The organism is Acinetobacter ihumii (assembly GCF_900625095.1).
GTDB classification, from domain to species: Bacteria; Pseudomonadota; Gammaproteobacteria; order Pseudomonadales; family Moraxellaceae; genus Acinetobacter; species Acinetobacter ihumii.
Map to the genome: position 1 here is coordinate 2,247,106 of NZ_LR130760.1, position 17,067 is coordinate 2,264,172.

19 protein-coding genes are annotated in these 17,067 nt (G+C 35.1%); 5 read left to right on the forward strand and 14 right to left on the reverse strand.

Annotated elements, in window-relative coordinates; translation table 11 throughout:
* The first annotated feature begins 101 nt into the window (after positions 1-101).
* The gene (locus tag E0D95_RS10515) at positions 102-584 is read left to right on the forward strand and encodes a hypothetical protein (RefSeq protein WP_019768104.1); all 483 of its coding nucleotides are present in this window, start codon (positions 102-104) and stop codon (positions 582-584) included.
* Positions 585-645: 61 nt separating this feature from the next.
* On the opposite strand, the gene E0D95_RS10520 is transcribed toward E0D95_RS10515, so the two are convergent.
* From E0D95_RS10520 to E0D95_RS10530, 3 genes are read right to left on the reverse strand one after another with little or no spacing between them, the layout of a single operon-like run.
* Entirely contained in the window at positions 646-1,098 is a 453-nt protein-coding gene (locus E0D95_RS10520) for a hypothetical protein (RefSeq protein ID WP_004993232.1), read from the reverse strand.
* Positions 1,099-1,108: 10 nt separating this feature from the next.
* Positions 1,109-2,353 carry a DUF1173 family protein gene (locus tag E0D95_RS10525; RefSeq protein ID WP_015060702.1) on the reverse strand — a complete coding sequence of 415 codons (1,245 nt, stop codon included), beginning with the start codon at positions 2,351-2,353 and terminating at the stop codon, positions 1,109-1,111.
* A gap of 14 nt (positions 2,354-2,367) precedes the next feature.
* A complete protein-coding gene (locus E0D95_RS10530) occupies positions 2,368-5,280 on the reverse strand; it encodes an AAA family ATPase (protein ID WP_017480453.1) in 2,913 nt (970 codons plus the stop codon).
* A gap of 531 nt (positions 5,281-5,811) precedes the next feature.
* Here E0D95_RS10530 and E0D95_RS10535 point away from each other — a divergent pair.
* A complete protein-coding gene (locus E0D95_RS10535; RefSeq protein ID WP_015060720.1) occupies positions 5,812-6,348 on the forward strand; it encodes a conjugal transfer protein TraD in 537 nt (178 codons plus the stop codon).
* 223 nt (positions 6,349-6,571) lie between these two features.
* Here the strand turns inward: E0D95_RS10535 and E0D95_RS10540 are convergent, their stop codons facing one another.
* From E0D95_RS10540 to E0D95_RS10575, 8 genes are all read right to left on the reverse strand, one after another.
* Positions 6,572-6,802 (reverse strand): hypothetical protein, encoded by a 231-nt coding sequence (locus E0D95_RS10540; RefSeq protein WP_017480467.1) that lies wholly within the window; start codon positions 6,800-6,802, stop codon positions 6,572-6,574.
* On the reverse strand, positions 6,789-7,211 hold the full coding sequence (locus tag E0D95_RS10545; RefSeq protein ID WP_015060719.1) for a hypothetical protein: 423 nt from the start codon (positions 7,209-7,211) through the stop codon (positions 6,789-6,791). The genes E0D95_RS10540 and E0D95_RS10545 overlap by 14 nt, the downstream gene beginning before the upstream one ends.
* A 160-nt stretch (positions 7,212-7,371) precedes the next feature.
* Complete coding sequence (locus E0D95_RS10550; RefSeq protein WP_015060718.1) at positions 7,372-7,608, reverse strand: hypothetical protein; 237 nt, start codon at positions 7,606-7,608, stop codon at positions 7,372-7,374.
* A 61-nt stretch (positions 7,609-7,669) separates the two neighbouring features.
* Complete coding sequence (locus E0D95_RS10555) at positions 7,670-8,497, reverse strand: DUF3560 domain-containing protein (RefSeq protein ID WP_015060717.1); 828 nt, start codon at positions 8,495-8,497, stop codon at positions 7,670-7,672.
* A 233-nt stretch (positions 8,498-8,730) separates the two neighbouring features.
* Entirely contained in the window at positions 8,731-9,204 is a 474-nt protein-coding gene (locus tag E0D95_RS10560; protein ID WP_015060716.1) for a hypothetical protein, read from the reverse strand.
* A gap of 230 nt (positions 9,205-9,434) precedes the next feature.
* A complete protein-coding gene (locus tag E0D95_RS10565) occupies positions 9,435-10,028 on the reverse strand; it encodes a hypothetical protein (RefSeq protein ID WP_017480466.1) in 594 nt (197 codons plus the stop codon).
* 310 nt (positions 10,029-10,338) lie between these two features.
* On the reverse strand, positions 10,339-10,734 hold the full coding sequence (locus tag E0D95_RS10570; RefSeq protein WP_005000189.1) for a hypothetical protein: 396 nt from the start codon (positions 10,732-10,734) through the stop codon (positions 10,339-10,341).
* Positions 10,735-10,959: 225 nt separating this feature from the next.
* Entirely contained in the window at positions 10,960-11,265 is a 306-nt protein-coding gene (locus E0D95_RS10575) for a hypothetical protein (protein WP_005000193.1), read from the reverse strand.
* Positions 11,266-11,652: 387 nt separating this feature from the next.
* Here E0D95_RS10575 and E0D95_RS10580 point away from each other — a divergent pair, with 387 nt between their 5' ends.
* Positions 11,653-12,681, forward strand: a complete 1,029-nt coding sequence (locus E0D95_RS10580; RefSeq protein WP_005000195.1) for an AcrVA2 family anti-CRISPR protein — start codon at positions 11,653-11,655, stop codon at positions 12,679-12,681.
* Positions 12,682-13,321: 640 nt separating this feature from the next.
* Here E0D95_RS10580 and E0D95_RS10595 read toward each other — a convergent pair.
* Genes E0D95_RS10595 through E0D95_RS10605 form a run of 3 tightly spaced genes read right to left on the reverse strand, consistent with a single transcriptional unit; the run spans position 13,322 to position 14,668 of the window.
* Positions 13,322-13,726: a hypothetical protein gene (locus E0D95_RS10595; protein WP_005000449.1), complete on the reverse strand. Its 405-nt coding sequence runs from the start codon at positions 13,724-13,726 to the stop codon at positions 13,322-13,324.
* Positions 13,723-14,412, reverse strand: coding sequence for a ParA family partition ATPase (gene parA, locus E0D95_RS10600; RefSeq protein ID WP_005000446.1), 690 nt, complete (start codon positions 14,410-14,412; stop codon positions 13,723-13,725). The genes E0D95_RS10595 and parA overlap by 4 nt, the downstream gene beginning before the upstream one ends.
* A 16-nt stretch (positions 14,413-14,428) precedes the next feature.
* Positions 14,429-14,668, reverse strand: coding sequence for a hypothetical protein (locus E0D95_RS10605; RefSeq protein WP_005000443.1), 240 nt, complete (start codon positions 14,666-14,668; stop codon positions 14,429-14,431).
* Positions 14,669-16,289: 1,621 nt separating this feature from the next.
* On the opposite strand from E0D95_RS10605, the gene E0D95_RS10615 reads away from it, so the two are divergent.
* Together E0D95_RS10615 and E0D95_RS10620 are read left to right on the forward strand one after the other, a co-directional pair.
* The gene (locus E0D95_RS10615) at positions 16,290-16,661 is read left to right on the forward strand and encodes a hypothetical protein (RefSeq protein WP_005000442.1); all 372 of its coding nucleotides are present in this window, start codon (positions 16,290-16,292) and stop codon (positions 16,659-16,661) included.
* A complete protein-coding gene (locus E0D95_RS10620; protein ID WP_005000439.1) occupies positions 16,648-17,067 on the forward strand; it encodes a hypothetical protein in 420 nt (139 codons plus the stop codon). Before E0D95_RS10615 ends, E0D95_RS10620 begins: the two co-directional genes overlap by 14 nt.

The following is a 17,067-nucleotide window of genomic DNA, read 5'->3' on the forward strand; positions in this document are numbered from 1 at the left end:
AAAATCATTTGAATGATTTCTTCTTGGTCTACGTGCCATAAAATACTCCATATATTGATGTTTATAACATCATTTGAGGAGCAGAATATCACTTATAGGAGTTGTTCAAATTTACGGATCCATCTCTTCTAAACATACTGAAAATTTTGATTTTCGTTGTAGCTTTAGTTATTTTTATTAAATTCATTATAAGTGAATACTTAGGTGTAATTTTTAGCAAAGAAATTACAGTTTTTGCGGGGATGTTTTTAGCACTCGCAATTCTTGTTTATGAAATTATTTCAATTTGTATATCTAGACTAATTAATAAAATTCACTATGACGCAGATCAACGTGAAGCTATTGAAACATTTGAAAAGCATCAACTTAATGTTGGCTTTATCGTAGCTGACTTGCCAAAAGATCAAAAAAACAATGAGTTAAAAGATTGTGTTGAAGCTTATATCACTCTAGCGAAACAAAATTTACCATTTGTTTTGATTAATTCAGACAATGTATCTACTTCAGGAATATATTTTTCAGGGCAACGTGGAAAGCGTGACCATAATAAATACAAAATCATCATTAAAAGAAACTTAGACTAAAAACAACCTTTTAGAAAAATAAAAAAGCCAGTATAGAACTGGCTTTTTTTGCTTAGTACGCTTAAAAATAATTTTCTTCAGGATACCTAATTCTTTGTAGAACAACTCCAATTAAGCCCGCTACAAGCATGTAAACCGCTTTCATATACCACATGCCCCACATAACGGTAATTGTGGTCGCTGAAAATTCTTGTACTGGCTGACCAAGAAAATTAGTTGTTTGATTAAATGATTTTTCTGAAGCTTCAAGCGCATAATAATTTAATGCAGGGAATAAGCAGACAACCAATAAAACAGCTACCGTAGGGTAAAGCATAGCTTTAGGTATATCCCATTTGATAGCAAAGTACAGCGCCACTACCAAAGCAATTAAGCCAACACTAGACTTCATTCCAGTGGCAAAATCTAAACCTACGGCACTTGAGCCTTTCCATACTAGAAAGCAAAAAACAGCTATCAGAAAAGCGACAAAGCCCGCAAAAATTTTAAATTGTTCCTGTTCTTGGTAATCCATATATGAATCCTTAACTATTAACTGCGGTGTCAGTATGATTGTTATAGCCTAACAACGGTTTATTTTCAGGTGGTGGAATGTCTACAACGTCCCGATCGACATTGACCAGAATTGATGTGAACTCACTTGAAGCAATCAATTCCTTTGCTTCAGTAATATAAGAATCTTCAGTCTGATCATTGATTAAGTAAAATGCCGTTGGTGGGTTGGTGTCTGTAAGCAATACGTTTGCAATTGGACTTTTAGGGCTTAGATTATATCGCAAGCACTTAATGAATGACCTATTCTGCATTGTAAGCGTGTCTAAGAGTTCTTTTTCACCCAAGCTCTCAAATGGTAGCCAAGTTTGATTTAAAGGCACTAGAGCAATTTCTTCAATCTTTGCGATACCACTATCCGCAAATCCAAAAGTCCCAATTGCTAATAGGTTTACATCGTCTTGATAATGCGCCTGCTCAAGCTCGGCTTCAAAGCGTTTATTAACTCGGCTATACATTTTTGCATCCATAAATAAATGCAAGGTTGGGGCATGTTTTAGAATGATTCTGCCCCCATCAAAACGTGCATCTTCAATAGACTTAATCACACCAATAAATATTTTTAATGGGCGTTTATTGCCTTTAACTTTCAGGTCTGCCAACTCTGCTTTTCTTCGGGCTTCAATCTCATTGTGTTTGGTTTGGTCGTAATATTCAGGGATATAAACCAATCCACTTAAATCATCTTTTTTATTCTTTTTATCATTCAAAGCTACTTTTAATGCCTTGCGAAATTGAAACCAATTATGCTTCATGTTCGGTTGGTGGCGGTTTAACAAAGCTTCTTCAAGCAAGTAATCTAACGTCCCTTTTAAGGTCAATTTTGTTGTTTCAGCTTTTACAGTATCTTTAGGTGTATCACTTGGCGTAGGCGCTTGTTTGGATACATTGCTTTTTGACAAACTGAACTCAAACTTTAAAACACTTGCCCCTGTTTCATCTGTCTTGATAGCTTCCCCAATAACCTCGCCTAGTCCTGAAATTTCAGTAGGTGGCTCATAGCTTAGGCAACTAAAGTCGTGCTGATCTGCGCTGTTAGGCATACGCTTTAAAACAAAGTTTTCGCCAATTTTAGCGATATACATTTCAATGTTTTTTTGTGGCAGACAAGCGCAAATAGGTCTAATCCCTTTTTGATAACACTCTTGCAAAATTGCCTGTGTTAATACTTCATCATCAGGACTAACAATTTTTCCATTATGTATAAAATTATTCATAAAACCGCCCTCATTTAATATTTAGGTGTGTTTCGATTAGGCGTATTTGGGTTTTTAATACGCTGATTAGGTGCATTCAAATTGTCTTTTGGTGCATTCGCTTTTTGCTTTAAAAGCTGTTCTCTAAACTCTGTATAGACTTCAGTTTTATGCCGTGAATCGAATCTAGCTTTTGACTGGTCTTTAAACTCATTAAAGTATTTATCTGAATATTCAAGATTCAATTTATTGAAAGGAATCTCGTATTCTTCATTTTTAATTCGTGCTTTCATTACTGGCTTATCTTTAACTTTATAAGCATCAATAACTTTTAATTCAGTACCTTTTTCAAAAGTTACCTTTTTAAATAGTCCTGTTTTAATCTCAAGATCATTAGTAAGTTTTACAAGCTCACCTTTTGCTATATTCATATTGCCGTTAAACTTAACGATCTCGTCACCAAGTAAGGCTTTAGATTTCAAACTTGCTCTAACTTCAGAAACGATTTCTTCTTTAGTGAATGTTTTATTTTCACTGGTCAATGAATACAGCTTGCTATTTATTCCAAACAATTCACGCTTATTCTCTAAATGCAATCTATGATCATTTAAATAAGACTTCATTAAATTATCTTTAGATTCTACAAGTGTGAAGTCTGTAGAGAACTCTTTAGTTTCTGAACGTCCAAGTACCTTTTTGAAGTTTTCAAAAGCCGTTACTTCTCTTTCTACTGGTTTGTAATTATGGTCATAAGAAACTTTACCGTCAGGGGTCTTAACAGTTTCTTTTTCATTAGTTGCAAAAGTTAAAGCACTATAATTGATTTGAATATTTTGCTTATGTCGAGTTAAAGCAACATAAGTTAAATTAGCATTCATATTTTCACTAGCTACAATATAAGCACTATCTACAGTCATACCTTGTGATGAGTGAATAGTATTTGCATAGCCATGTTTGAACTGGTCATATTCCTTTAAATCAACTCTAACAATTCTGCTATCACTTTCCATTTGAACCATCATAGCTTTAGGATTATTGAATTTATCCTTTTCAAAACCTATTACTTTAGCCAGTTCACCATTACTAACTTTCATCTGTGAATTATTTTGTTTGAATACAATTTTCTCACCGATGGAAATATCTAAATCACCTTGATAGTTTTTCACAGAAACACTTTCAGGATTAAGCTTACCTTGTTTGATAAGCAATGCTCTAGCCATTCGATTTAGTTCATTCACATCACTATTTGAATGAGCAAGCATTAATTTACTTTCGCTAGAATCTTCACTCCATGACTTAACAGTTTTAGCTAAAGCTAGATCATGAGATTCGTATTCATTAACCATATTAATAGATTTATAAATATCTATTGCTTTACCTACTTCATGCTTAGAAAGATATTTAGATGCTTGAATCATCTTGTCAGATTCTTTGGCATGTTTCTGACGTTGAATATCCTCTAGTGAAGCAATATTTTTCTTATCTAAGTTTTCTTGAATATTTGCAAATACATGACCCGCACTTACTGCACTTAACTGGTAACTATCACCAACTAATTTTATTTGTGCATCGTGTTTTTCTACAAGCATAAGCAAGCGTTGCATATCTCTTGAACCGACCATGCCTGCTTCATCCAAGATCAATACAGTTTTATTATTTATTTCTAAATTACCGCTATCATACTTAGACAAGAAAGAAGCAATTGTACTACTTGGAATATCACAATCATTCGCTATAGCCTTAGCTGTAATTGCCTGTAATGCGATTCCATATACTTGATAATCAGATTCTTTATAGGCTTCAGAAACGGCACTTAGAACGTATGATTTACCTGTGCCCGCAGAACCATTCAACAATGTAATCCGATCGGTAGAAGTTAAGGTATAGAATGCTTTTTCTTGCTCACTATTAAATGTTCTTGTTTCAGCAACACGTACCGCATTTAAAGGTAATTTCTCAACTAGATTAAATGGTTTTTGAATACGGCTTTCCTCATTAGCATTATAGATAAATGTTGAGATTGATTCCTCAATACCTACAAGCTCTTTAGAAGAAAATACGACTTTATCTTTACCATATAAAGTAGCCATATCAGGGCAAGTTATTACCGATTCATAAGCTTTTAAATATTGTTCTTCACCATCTGTATGAGCCATTAAAAAACGCTCTAGCTCACGCACTGAAAAAACAGATTGATTAGAAGTTAATGCTTTAATTGCTTCGCTTGGGCGCTCAATTATTATTTCACCATTTTGATGACGTACTTGCTTAATATTTTCATTGATATGGTATTTGTGACTGCTAACGTAATCAGCTCTAAAGTTTTGGCTAGACAATTCAATACCTTGCTCTTTAAAACTTCTATGATCAATACGTGCATCAATACCTAAGTTTTCACAAAAATCATTTACATGGTTAGCCCATTCTAGGCGGGTATCAACCACAAACATTTTAGAAGAAAAATAACGATCTTTACCCGCACCGCCCTTTTCAGGGTTTACTGGATTATAACGCTTAAAATGCTTTACTTCGTCACGCTCTATACCGTCTAATTTTCTTTCAGAAAACATAAGGTGAACATGCGGGTTTTGCTGACCATCACTAGCTAGAGGACTATGAATTGCATAAGAATAAGTGAAGTTTTCACCTAAAGTTTTTTCAACAAATTTCTCTACTAATTCTTCTCTTTGTTCTTTATTAAGTTCTCTAGGTAATGAAATTTCTAATTCAGTATAAACACGCCCATTAATACGCTCATTCTTATCTGCTGACTTCCAAAAGTGTTTTGCATCAGTAGCCCATGACGGTAAATTTCCAGATTTAATATTTTCTAAATCATCTCTTTTATACTTTCCATCACGGTTAATGTAGGCGTAATGATTTGCGCCACGAGTTCCTGTAGAACCGTATTGCCTGCCTGTCTTAACTGATAAGTGATAGATCGCCATTTTATGCCTTTTTTGCTTTTGCTTTTTCTGTTTCTCGGAGAGAAACGCGGAAGCGTGCATTCCTACTGCTATAGTCATGATAACCTCTCTATATATTCGCTACAAGTGACAAAACAAATGCTTGCATTTGTCCGATTTTGAAGCAATGCAAGGCATTGATTTTAAAAGCGGTTTTTGGGGCTGATTTTTGGCTTTTTTTGTAATTTATTTTTATATAGATATGGGGTTTCACCCCAAGCCCCACATAAGGGAATAATTCCCTTATGAATCCCTACACTTCGCCAGTGGGTCATCGGGGGTAGACACTTCGTTTACACCCCCTTTAGGATTAGTGTGTTTTTTTGATTTTTGCTGATCAATATGTTTTCAGATGAGCCGTGAGCCTATGGCTTCCGTTCAGTCTGAAAAATATTGACAGTGCTATTGCCTTTGCGAACTCTTATAGTTTTTTGTTGCTTTGTATTTTTTTGGGATTTTTTAATTTTTCATTGTGATATTATTTGATCACCTTATAACTTTTGGATTAAGAAAATGAATATTGAGGATTTTAAATTTACTGAAGATCAAAAAAAATTCGTCACTGAAGAAATTGATCGTTTAAAAAAACTTGAGAACAAAAGTCAAACTGAAGAAATTATCTTAACTTTAGTTTCTAACATTGAATCAGGTACGCCAACGAAACAGCAAATTAGTTCTTTTGAACGGATTATGAAAAATGAGTTTAAAAAATATAAAGCTCGTTTAGAACTGGAAAAAATCAAGGAGGATGAAAAAAAACTTCTTGCAGGTTTAAAAAAAGAAGTCCAAGTTGCACAAGCTAAAGATCGAAAAAAACGTGAACACAAGCTTATTACAATTGGCGCTCTTTTTGAAATGGTAGACTTCCCATCTGAAGATAAAGGCATTATCACTGGGATGCTTTTAAGTGCTATTGAAAATGCAAAAAATAACCCAAGTTATTTTGATAGTTTGAAAGCTTCAGGTGACAAATTTATTAATGATCGTGAACAAGCAAAAAAATCAAAAAGCACTTTAGTTGATAATTCAGGAAGTGTTACTGCTGAATGACTAAAATTGAAATATCTTATATTTTGTCGCAACCCTGCGGGATTGCTTTGTAAGTCCCGCTTAGGGGCAAAGGGGAGTAGTTGCGGTTCTGCGGTCAGCTCGACAAAATCACAGATTTTGTCGGCTTCGCTTGAACCTTGCAACGGTAATCAGGGAGGGAAGAATTTTTATATTTCTTCAGTTCGCAAAGTAGACACTTTGCTCTATTGATACCGCCTAGAGTTTAGTTTTTAATATCATCTTTAAAAATATATAAGCAGGCAGTACCAAATAGCAAAGTTGTAGCTAGATTAAAAAATATTTTAATCATTTCGTAAAAATCTTGATTTGGTTGTCCAAGATCATTGTACCAGTGGCTACTTATAAAATTCCCAATGTTATACCCTGCCAACATTCCTACAAGTGTATAAATAATTATCATCAGAATTTTAGATTTATACTTAGTGTTTTTCATTAAAATTTTCCATTTGCTCTATGTTCTCATAGTAATCTAATTCAGTTACTTTCAACTCTAACAATATTGAGTGATAAAAGTTTAATGGTAGATTCAAAAGTTCATTGTGTACCGCCCATAAATCAACTTCAGATTTAAAAAGCTTAGTGTATCTTGGTTTGCCTTTTTGGATTCTTTCGCTTTCTTCTGCAATTAGTTCGGCTCTAATTTTATTTAACATATTGATCATATCTATAGCTGTTTGATCTATTGTATAGATATATGAAGTTTTGCCATTCATCCATAATTGAGCATCACGCTTATTGAACTTTGTATTTTCTTCATAGACTACATTATAAAAATCTATAACCTGTTCCCGACTGTATAAGCCATTCTTAAAGCATTCTATTTTGAACTGTGCATTATTCATATTAGTGACCTCAATAACTTTATGTTAGCTCTTACCTGTTAAGACTATGCTTTTTTGCATATCCATAAATTTGATTCGCAATGAACCGCAATTTTTTTGCTTCATTGGAATATCACCCGCAAAAAAATTGCGGGCGACTTTATCACCACTTTTTTGGTTTCTATATTTGATTTAAAACCAGTAATGTTGATTCTAAATCTTCAATATGTACACCTAGTTTTTGGGCTAGTCTGTGCATGTTTTTATCATCAAGTATTCTTAGCGCTTTGTGTAATGATGCATAATTATTTAATGTAGAAAACTCCTCTATTTTATCATCAATGTAAACTTGATCTAACCCAGCATCTTTAAAACACTCGATCACCTTTAGCCCAACAAAAGATAATTTTTCAATCATTTTAACCTTTCCTTAAATTGCTTCATTGATTAGTAAAGAAAGCCCCGCAGGGCTTACTTTATTATATTTGATCTATAAGGCTTATTACTCGTTTAGATGCGTATATCCCATTTGCATTTAACTGGCGTACCCAAGCGCCCCGACTTGGCGACCATTTAAAACCATTACTTTTTAAAATTTGGCGTATTTCTTCCGTAGGTTTACCATCAAATATAAACATGCAACGGTTTTCTATTTTGCATTCTGTATATTTATAAAGATCGTTCTCAACTTCATTTGAAGTTCTATTTTCAAGTGTTTGCAATTCTGCAATACGCTTTTTCAAGCGGTTAATTTCAGCATTATTATTCTGAAGTGAATAGCTTGCAAAACCAATTGAGCCATATTTAGGATTTAATACGTCTATAGCTTTTTCTTCAGAGAATCCAAGTTCAATTAATCCCTCTAAACGTGCATTGTGTTCGGGAAATTTTTTAATTAACTTGTTAGCCTTTTTCATTAACTCTTGCGCCTGCTGTAACTTCTCAAGCTTGCTTTTAAGTTTTTCTATTGCATTAGGGTCGTCACTTGAAATACCGCCCTTGCCTACGCTATCAGCTTTATTTTGATAGTATTCGGCTTTCTTCATTTCCTGAACTGATTTACCCATAATAGAGTGAATTTTAGAACGAAAGTTTCTATCTCGTTTTTCACTATGATGACCAACTAAAACTGGCTGTCCAAACGGTATACATTCAACCATTTGATTTGAACGTGTCGCCAATACTGTGCTTTTTACTGTTGCTTTATCAGCTAAAGCTTCATAACGATCTAAGCGGTTTTGTTGGCGTTCTTCATAACGGTTTAAGCGTTCTGCTTTGATTGCATCATTGTTATTTTGGTCGTTCATAATTCAATACCTTTTTAATTTAAGTCGCCAATCGACTTAATAAAAACATTATACCTAAATTGATTTGTTAGTACAAAACAATATATGTAAACAAGTGTAATTTTTATTGTGTGTCTTGAATGCTTCAGATTTGCGCTGTAGCGGGTTGTTTCTCTTTCCTGTGGTTTTGGTCACTCCCGATCTGAACCAAGCCCGCAGGCATTAAAAAAGCCCCTTGCGGGGCTTCTTTTCTTTTAATAAATCAATTTATAAATTGCTGTAGTATCTAAAACATTCCTATTTTTATGTATAACGTCTTTTATGTAATCACTAAAAAAAACGGCTCTGCGATTGATTGCAGGTTTTGAGCTGTATGTCATCATTGCAATTTTAGACAATGCAAATAAATTTACCACAATTGAAAATTCTAGGGCATTCAGGTTAAACGCTTCGTCCCATCCATTTTCCATATAAAAAATTGAATCAGATTGCAAAGTCCAAAAGCCGTTTTTAGTTTCCCATACTCCCCCGTCATAGCTTTCACATAATCGGCTTGCTTCTTGATATAAGATATTTTCCCATACATAAATTGTATGAGCCATTGCAACTGTATAGCGTGGAAATTCGCTTTCTTGCATTGACTGCATAGCAACTAGGTCGGTTTTATTAAAGCTGTCATAGCTCATGTCTGCGATTTCTTCATCAGTCAACAAAACTAAATCAGTCATTTTTTAATTCCTTTGTATGAGGTCGCCAATCGACCTGATAAATACATTATACCTAAATTGATTTGTGAGTACAAAACAATATATGTAAACAAGTGTAATTATTATTGTGTGTCTTGAATGCTTCAGATTTGCGCTGTAGCGGGTTGTTTCTCTTTCCTGTGGTTTTGGTCACTCCCGATCTGAACCAAGCCCGCAGGCATTAAAAAAGCCCCTTGCGGGGCTTCTTTTAATTATGCGTATGATGAAACATAACTGCGCTTATAAACCTTTGTGCCTGTTGCTAGTGTTTCGTATTCGTGCGGTGTCGCTCTGATATAGCTTGTGATCATGATATAGCCGTCTAAAATTTTCTTTTTAATTGGTTCTCCAATAAATTCGTTTTGCTTTGGTGATACTTCACTTTGCATAAAAGCCGTATCATGTGAGCGTTTAGCAATTTCCCGAACTTCACAAAATGCGCCTTTCTTAGATACCACTTGATAAAATTCTACGTTGGTTTGTTCATAGCCCCAGCATGTAGATAAAATATCGCCTACCTGTAGTTCTTCACGGAATTTTTTTAAACGCTCTGCGGTTTTTTCTTTGTTCTGTAATTTTTGCTCATATCTTGCATTACATGATTGGATACTTTCCCCAACGGCTTGTTTTAAACGCTCAATTGTTCTGTAGTGAGTATTGATAAATGGTTTTTTTGCTTTTGCTCGATACGCCTTACATACAAGCATTTCAGTTGATACAAAAAAAACCGAACCGTCTTTAGCAGTTAAAACCAAACTGCCCTCATAGAACATTTGACCTTTTTCATTTTGAGTAAAATTTTTCATTTTCGAGTACCTTTTGTATGAGGTCGCCAATCGACCTGATAAATACATTATACCTAAATTGATTTGTGAGTACAAAACAATATATGTAAACAAGTGTAAAACTCTAGGCGGTATCAATAGAGCAAAGTGTCTACTTTGCGAACTGAAGAAATATAAAAATTCTTCCCTCCCTGATTACCGTTGCAAGGTTCAAGCGAAGCCGACAAAATCTGTGATTTTGTCGAGCTGACCGCAGAACCGCAACTACTCCCCTTTGCCCCTAAGCGGGACTTACAAAGCAATCCCGCAGGGTTGCGACTAGGGCAGGGGGTTAATAATCCCAACGGCTTGCAACTGATCTAAAGTAAATTGATTTTTCATAGCCTAGTTTTCTTTCTACTGAAAACTTCCAACGGTTTACCGATGGCTTATCTATTCCTGAAAAATAAATAGGGTTAAAATTTGGTACTCGATAAACCTTTCTTTTTTTACAGCTCGGAATGCAATTTAAAATTTCATCTGCAATCATTTCATTATCACATTCAAAAATTGCATCACTGCCCGCTTTAATCACTTTGCTTTTTTCTAGTACCCCATACCAATTAAGGAGAATATAAAAGCGGTATATATGGGAAATATCAACGCTATATAGCCCTTTCATATCTTTGTATGATTGAGCTGTTTCAACTATAGGCAACTCTAACGAAAGTTGTTCTTTACTGGTCATAACTCAAAGCCTTTTTTATTAGATCGCCAATCGACCTGACAAATATATTATACCTATATTGATTTGTGAGTACAAAACAATATAGGTAAATTAATGTAATAGCGTTATGCGCCCTGATTGCTCTTATTTTTCGCTGTAGTGGGTTGTTTCCCTTTCCTGTGGTTTTGGTCACTCCCGATCTGAACCAAGCCCGCAGGCATTAAAAAAGCCCCTTGCGGGGCTTACTTATGTTTGCTTTAGATAGGTAAAGTAAAAGTCTAAAATTTGTTTAAATAGATTAATTGCTTCGTGATGTGCTTCAGCAATATTGGAATGTTCATGGGTGAAATAAAACTCATGTGGTGCTTTATCTATGTAGATAGTAATAATGTTTGCATCTTGCATTTGACAGTTTCCAAAGGACACGCAAAATGTACCTTTTGGACTTTCAAGATAGGCTCTTGAGTAGTAATCGAAGTTTGCTTTTTCAAAAGCATTTAGTAGTTCAATAACTATTTTTTTAGTATCCAACTTTGTGAAAATATTGTTCATAATTAATCACCTATTATTTAAGTCGCCAATCGACTTAATAAATACATTATACATATAATGATTTGTGAGTACAAAACAATATATGTAAACTTTTGAAATTATTATTACTGCTATACTAATTAACATTAATACGCATAATATGATTTGTGAGTACAATACAACTTAGGTATAATATTAGCTCGAAAGTTTACGCACGTATTGGGAATGCTTCAGCATACCCAATGCTAAGTAAAGCTTTGAGCAATCAACCGACTGTAGGCAAGGGCTACCGTTCTCGCAGGCATAGAGGGCGATAGTAGAAACACTATATATAGTGGCTAGTAGGTATGAGATCCGCACTAGATATAGTGTTATAGAATTACTTAATTAAAAGCAGGGCAGGGCTTCATGGCGAACTTATCTAATGAATTTGCAATACCTTTAAAGGTCGTTACTGCACGTTGCCAACACTTGAAAGCAAGTTTTAAGGGTATCTTTAATAAGATTGAATCAAAGGCTATCAAGTATAAAAACGATGATAAAAAAATTAGTTCTTTGGTCACTTGGGATGATTGGATATATGCAGGCTTAGACTGCTATGCTCCAGACTGGCAGAAAGGTTTAAATGTTGGTGATGCAATTCCCGATCATCTAATCAATAATTTGCCTTGTCCTACTGGTGAACTGGTCACGCTCGGTTCTTGGATGCTGACAAAGAATATTTATAGATTTGAAAATGAGGTAGCAACTGAACTAACAAAAAGTAAATTTGAGGGCAATTTGCCAAACTTTTTGATCAATGTTCCTGAGCTGTGCATTTACGTTCAAACTGATAATTTTGATTTGCACTTTCAGCAATCTAAAATTTATGGAGTGATATTTACCTTAACTGAACTTTGCTATCAAAAAGTTTTAGTATCTACGATTTTTCTTGATACTGGTTTAACTCGAACAATCGTCTTATTAGTCAATGAAGAAAAAGCTATAGAAGATTGTTTATCAGATTTCATAGATGAATTTCATGATGACCGTTCAATATTAGATGAAAATGAAATAGATCAATACCAATCCCTACAAAAGCAACTTATCAATATTTTGCTTTGGTTCAGTTTATCTAAGCCTGATTATGTCCCATTGCTTCCTGACAACCATAAGGAAAGGGTAGGCGTTCAGACCGTAAAGCGTGTGCCTAGATTATTTGAAGCCCAAAAGTACAAGCCTTTTATTGCAGGCAAGGAAATGTCTAAGCAGATTAAAGCCGTAAATGATCAATTAACTGAATATTCTAAACAATCATCAAAAGTACACCGCAGACCACATTTAAGGCGGGCGCACTATCACTTGTATTGGTATGGGGCAAAAGGTAGTTATGAACGATACGATTTTAAATGGATACCTATAACTTTAGTTGGCGGTACTATAAAAAATATGGACTGACCTTTTTGACATTTCCCCCGCACTCATAACCCACTTAAATCATTCAATAAAGTAGATGCCTGGTCAAGACTGCATACTTGCAGTTTTGACCAAGCATCGGAATATGATTTTTCACAGTAAGAGTTTTGGCCAAGTATGGACCAAGCAATGAAATTGCAAGTCCATACGTGCTAAAACGGTTTTAATTAATAGGGTAGGGCGGTTTTAATGGCGGGAAAACATAGAAGATAGACTGGCATAAGTAATGCCCAAAAGTAGCAAAATTCCACGTATTCGCAAAATTAGAAAACAGAATACAAGCATACTTAACCAAAAAAACTTAGTCCCAGTTAAGCTAGGGAAAAAGAACATAATAATTGCAGGCATTAAAAAGCCAGTGATGATAAGTACCCTGATTATAATTTTCTGCATGTCAGTCCCTCCAAAGACAAATAAGCCCCACTTATTGGCGGGGCGGTATTTCTAGCAACTTAAAAATATTAGATAGATAGGGTCGCTTATTTTGGCTCTCCAATTCATTTATAGCGTACTCAATTGCAACCTGATCTACCTGTGTAATTAGGTAATCAAAGTTTTTTTGATCAATTTCATTATTTATGATCACCTTATTTTTTAGATCATTTAGGTTCATATCAAGCCCTTAATTTTCATCAAGCTTTAATAAGTTTTCATTGATAAGCCAAGCCGATAATGCCTGTCTAATTTGGTCACTTCGGTTGATACCATGAACAGCCTTAAAGCTGTTTATCTTCACATCATACAAGTGATTAATGGTGTAGATTAATTGCTTAGAATTACCCTTACTTAATTCTTCACTGTATGGCGCACTTGGATTGTTTAAATAGAAGTCCAAAGCCGATCTAGCAATATCTGCTAGTACGACTTTTCTTTTATCCGCTACTTTCTCGATCTTTTTGTATAGATCGGGATTGATCTTAATTTTTTGAATTTTGTCAAAGTTCAAAGAATTAACAATGTGAGCCTTTTCATTTGCAATATGGGCATTGCTACTGGTCACAGTAGCATTGCCTTTAGGTGCTTTCATTCAGTCATTCCCTCACGTTGTAAAATTTCATCAATTAAAGCATCGACTTCGGCAATTGCTTTCTTATCCTGTTTCCCATGATCATCTTTATATTCATAGATAGACAAGCCCTCGCCCAATGAACGTGAAAAAGCAGTTCGTAACGCAATCTTAGTGTCCAAAATTGGTAAAGGGTAACTTTCAGCTAACCACTCTTTAACCTCATTAAAGACCTTAGTTTGTGGGTTTACGCCACTCAATAAAAAGTAAGCTGAAAAATCACGATAGCCCTTAATTTCATTGATTGATTTTAAGGTTTCTTTAGTAGCCCAAGCATCCAATGGACTTGTCGTATTTGGAACGATCGCAACGTCACAAGCTACAATAGCAAGGCGTGTTAATTCTGACTGTCTGCCTGCGCTGTCAGTGATTACAAAGTCATATTTTGATTTAATTTTAGCAATCTCTTTGGCTAAGTTGGTTTTTGGTACACCAATAACAGTAAAGCCTAAATCAATATCTGCTTCTTCACGTACAGTAGCCCAGTCAAGTGAACTAGCTTGCGGGTCACCATCAACTAACAGTACGTCATACCCACGTAGAGATAAGCCCATAGCTAAATTAATTGAAGTCGTTGTTTTAGATACACCGCCTTTCTGATTAACCAATGCTATTACTTTAGATAATTTTTCAGTGTTATTGCTCATGTTCTTTTCCTTTAAATTAAGTATTGTCTGTTGTTTTTACTGATCGTCTGCTTTCAGGAAGAATGCCTTTATCGACCATTGAATTAATTAAAAAATCTGTTTGGCTTAAATTGTTATCTTTGCAGAATTTAATAAGTTTCAACTTATCTTCATGGTTCATACGTGTTTGAAATCTATCTTCTTTGACAACTTCTTTAACACTGTTTTGATTACCAATCATTGTTGATCTTGTCTTACCTTTAGTAGATTTAATCATAGGTATATTCCCTAACTATTTATACATATATTAATTTGTACTCACAAAACAATCAAGGGGTATTTTAGATACTTTTGTAATTGTTCTCTATTGTTCTAATAGTTTGTTATTTAAAGTCTTTATAAGTAAAACTATATATAAGCAATACTTATATATGTACTGGGAATAGGCGCTATTACAATAAGGCGCTTATCTGCTTCAACCTCACAACCTTAGTCGTTTTCGCTTCGCTTCAACCGCCTTGCGGTTGGTGAGATTGAGCAGATTTCGGCAATATTCACCCTAGATAGCCTAAGCAAAAAAAATTGCTTAAAATGGCTATCTTGAATATTGCCGTTGTAGCATTGCTGTCGGAGCCGACATCGCTTTCAATCGACACTGTATGCCAATGTAAGGGCATAACAGCAAGTGAGTATTTAGAGCCTTACAGCTCCCCTGCACACGCATTAGCTCACTCACTAGGTCGGCAATCTCAAGGAGGGTTTCCCCAACGTCTTATTTATGCCAGTTCCTAGCGTATTCCCTGCGTCCCCGCCTATTGTGCGTTCATCAGCAAGCGGGCGTTTTACACTGGCTAGGTGCTTAACTCTTGCGTTGGTGATACTGCCGTCACTTGTATCCTCCTGCTACACCAACCGTCTTTAAAACTCTATGCCATTGTTGACCCATTTAAGGCAATGCACTTACAAACATAAAGTTTTATAAAACACAGGAGTAGACGAAGCTCGGCAAATAAACAATGCGCTTATTTGATACACGAATAGACACTAAATTAACGAAGTTTTTTCATTGTATGACTTGCAAAATCTAATATAAATGCAATAATAGAGTTCAGGTACAAGCCTTTCAGGTGAAATCATAACGGTCGCCAAACCTTATGATCTTCGTTAGATGATGTTTACCGCATCAAATAACTGTGTACCGAAGAATATAGAACATAGCCCCGATAGTTGCAAGACTATCGGGGCTTTTTCTTTGTGCGCTATTTCACAATTTCCCTATAACAATCAAAAACTTTTTTTTGCTATTTATTGAAATATCATAGAGTTATAACTCTAAATCACCCTAAATAAAGGGTATCACCACACGCTTAATTATTATTCATAAAATCAAAATAAATTAACTATCGCCCTCTGTGCCTGCGGGAACGGTAGCCCTTACCTACAGTCGGTTGATTGCTCAAAGCTTTACTTAGCATTGGGTATGCTGAAGCATTCCCAATACGTGCATAAACTTTCGAGCCTTTATACTCAATAGTAAAAAATTACAATTAAGTGATTGAATATGAATACTTAATAATAAGAGTGTTATCTTTTTGTTTACCATTTAAAACAGTTGAAATGGTTAGATTTTAGTAAACTTGTTCTATTTTTAAACTTATAGAGTTATACTGTTATAACTCTATAACCGATAAGGCTAGAACTATGAAAAAAATCTTCGTCACAATGGGCATTTTGAGCCTAACAGCACTTACAGCCTGTGCCACAAATACATCATCACAAAAGGGATTAAAAAAATCACCATGCGCTTGCGTATATCAACCAATCCCAAGCGCTGAAAATCAAATCTCTGACCCATTCGCTCAAGTAACTAAAACGGTAAAAACTGGGGGTAATGTCGTATGAAAAAACTATTACTTCCGATCGCTACGGCTTTAGTTTTGACGGCTTGTTCTGACGAGCCTAAAGCGCCTGAAGTGAAAGGGGATGACTATGTAGGCGTTTGGATGAACCCAATAGGGCAACAATCGCAATCAGCAAATGACGTAATTATCAATGATCGAATCATTATTGATAAAAGCACAACTAAAGACGTTTACACCGTCACTATTTTAGCTAAAGGCGTTTTTACAGACATGAAGTTTAAACCTGATAACGGTTTGCTTTGTGCGCCTAACGATGCTTGTTTTCAGCTTGTAGATGGAAAGCTAAAGCTTGGTAGTGAAAGCGGTGTTCTAACTTATGAGAGAGAACAGCAAAATGGAAATCAATAAAATTAAACTCGGTCTAGCTTCTGCGGTTGTCGCTTTAGGTCTAACTGGCTGTTTCACTTCTAAGCCTGACATTTCAGGCGTATGGGTTCCCGAACACACTCCAAAATCTGAATTTTTTTATTCGTACTATGTGATTTCTGAAGCTGATAAACAGGGCAATTTCCCAGTAAAGAAAGTCAATTATCAAATCCAAAACATGAACCAATATAACCCTGCAAAGTTGCCTAAATTTACTGGTGAATCAAGCGGGGTCTTAACATTCGTTAAAGACGATACATATTGCTATGAAGGCTCTTTGGCTAGTGATTGTTTTGTCTATTCAGACGGAAAATTAAGAAAATCAGATACACAAAACTTTTTCTTAAAGACTTCAAAAAACCCGCCCGAAATTCCAGTAATTCGCTGA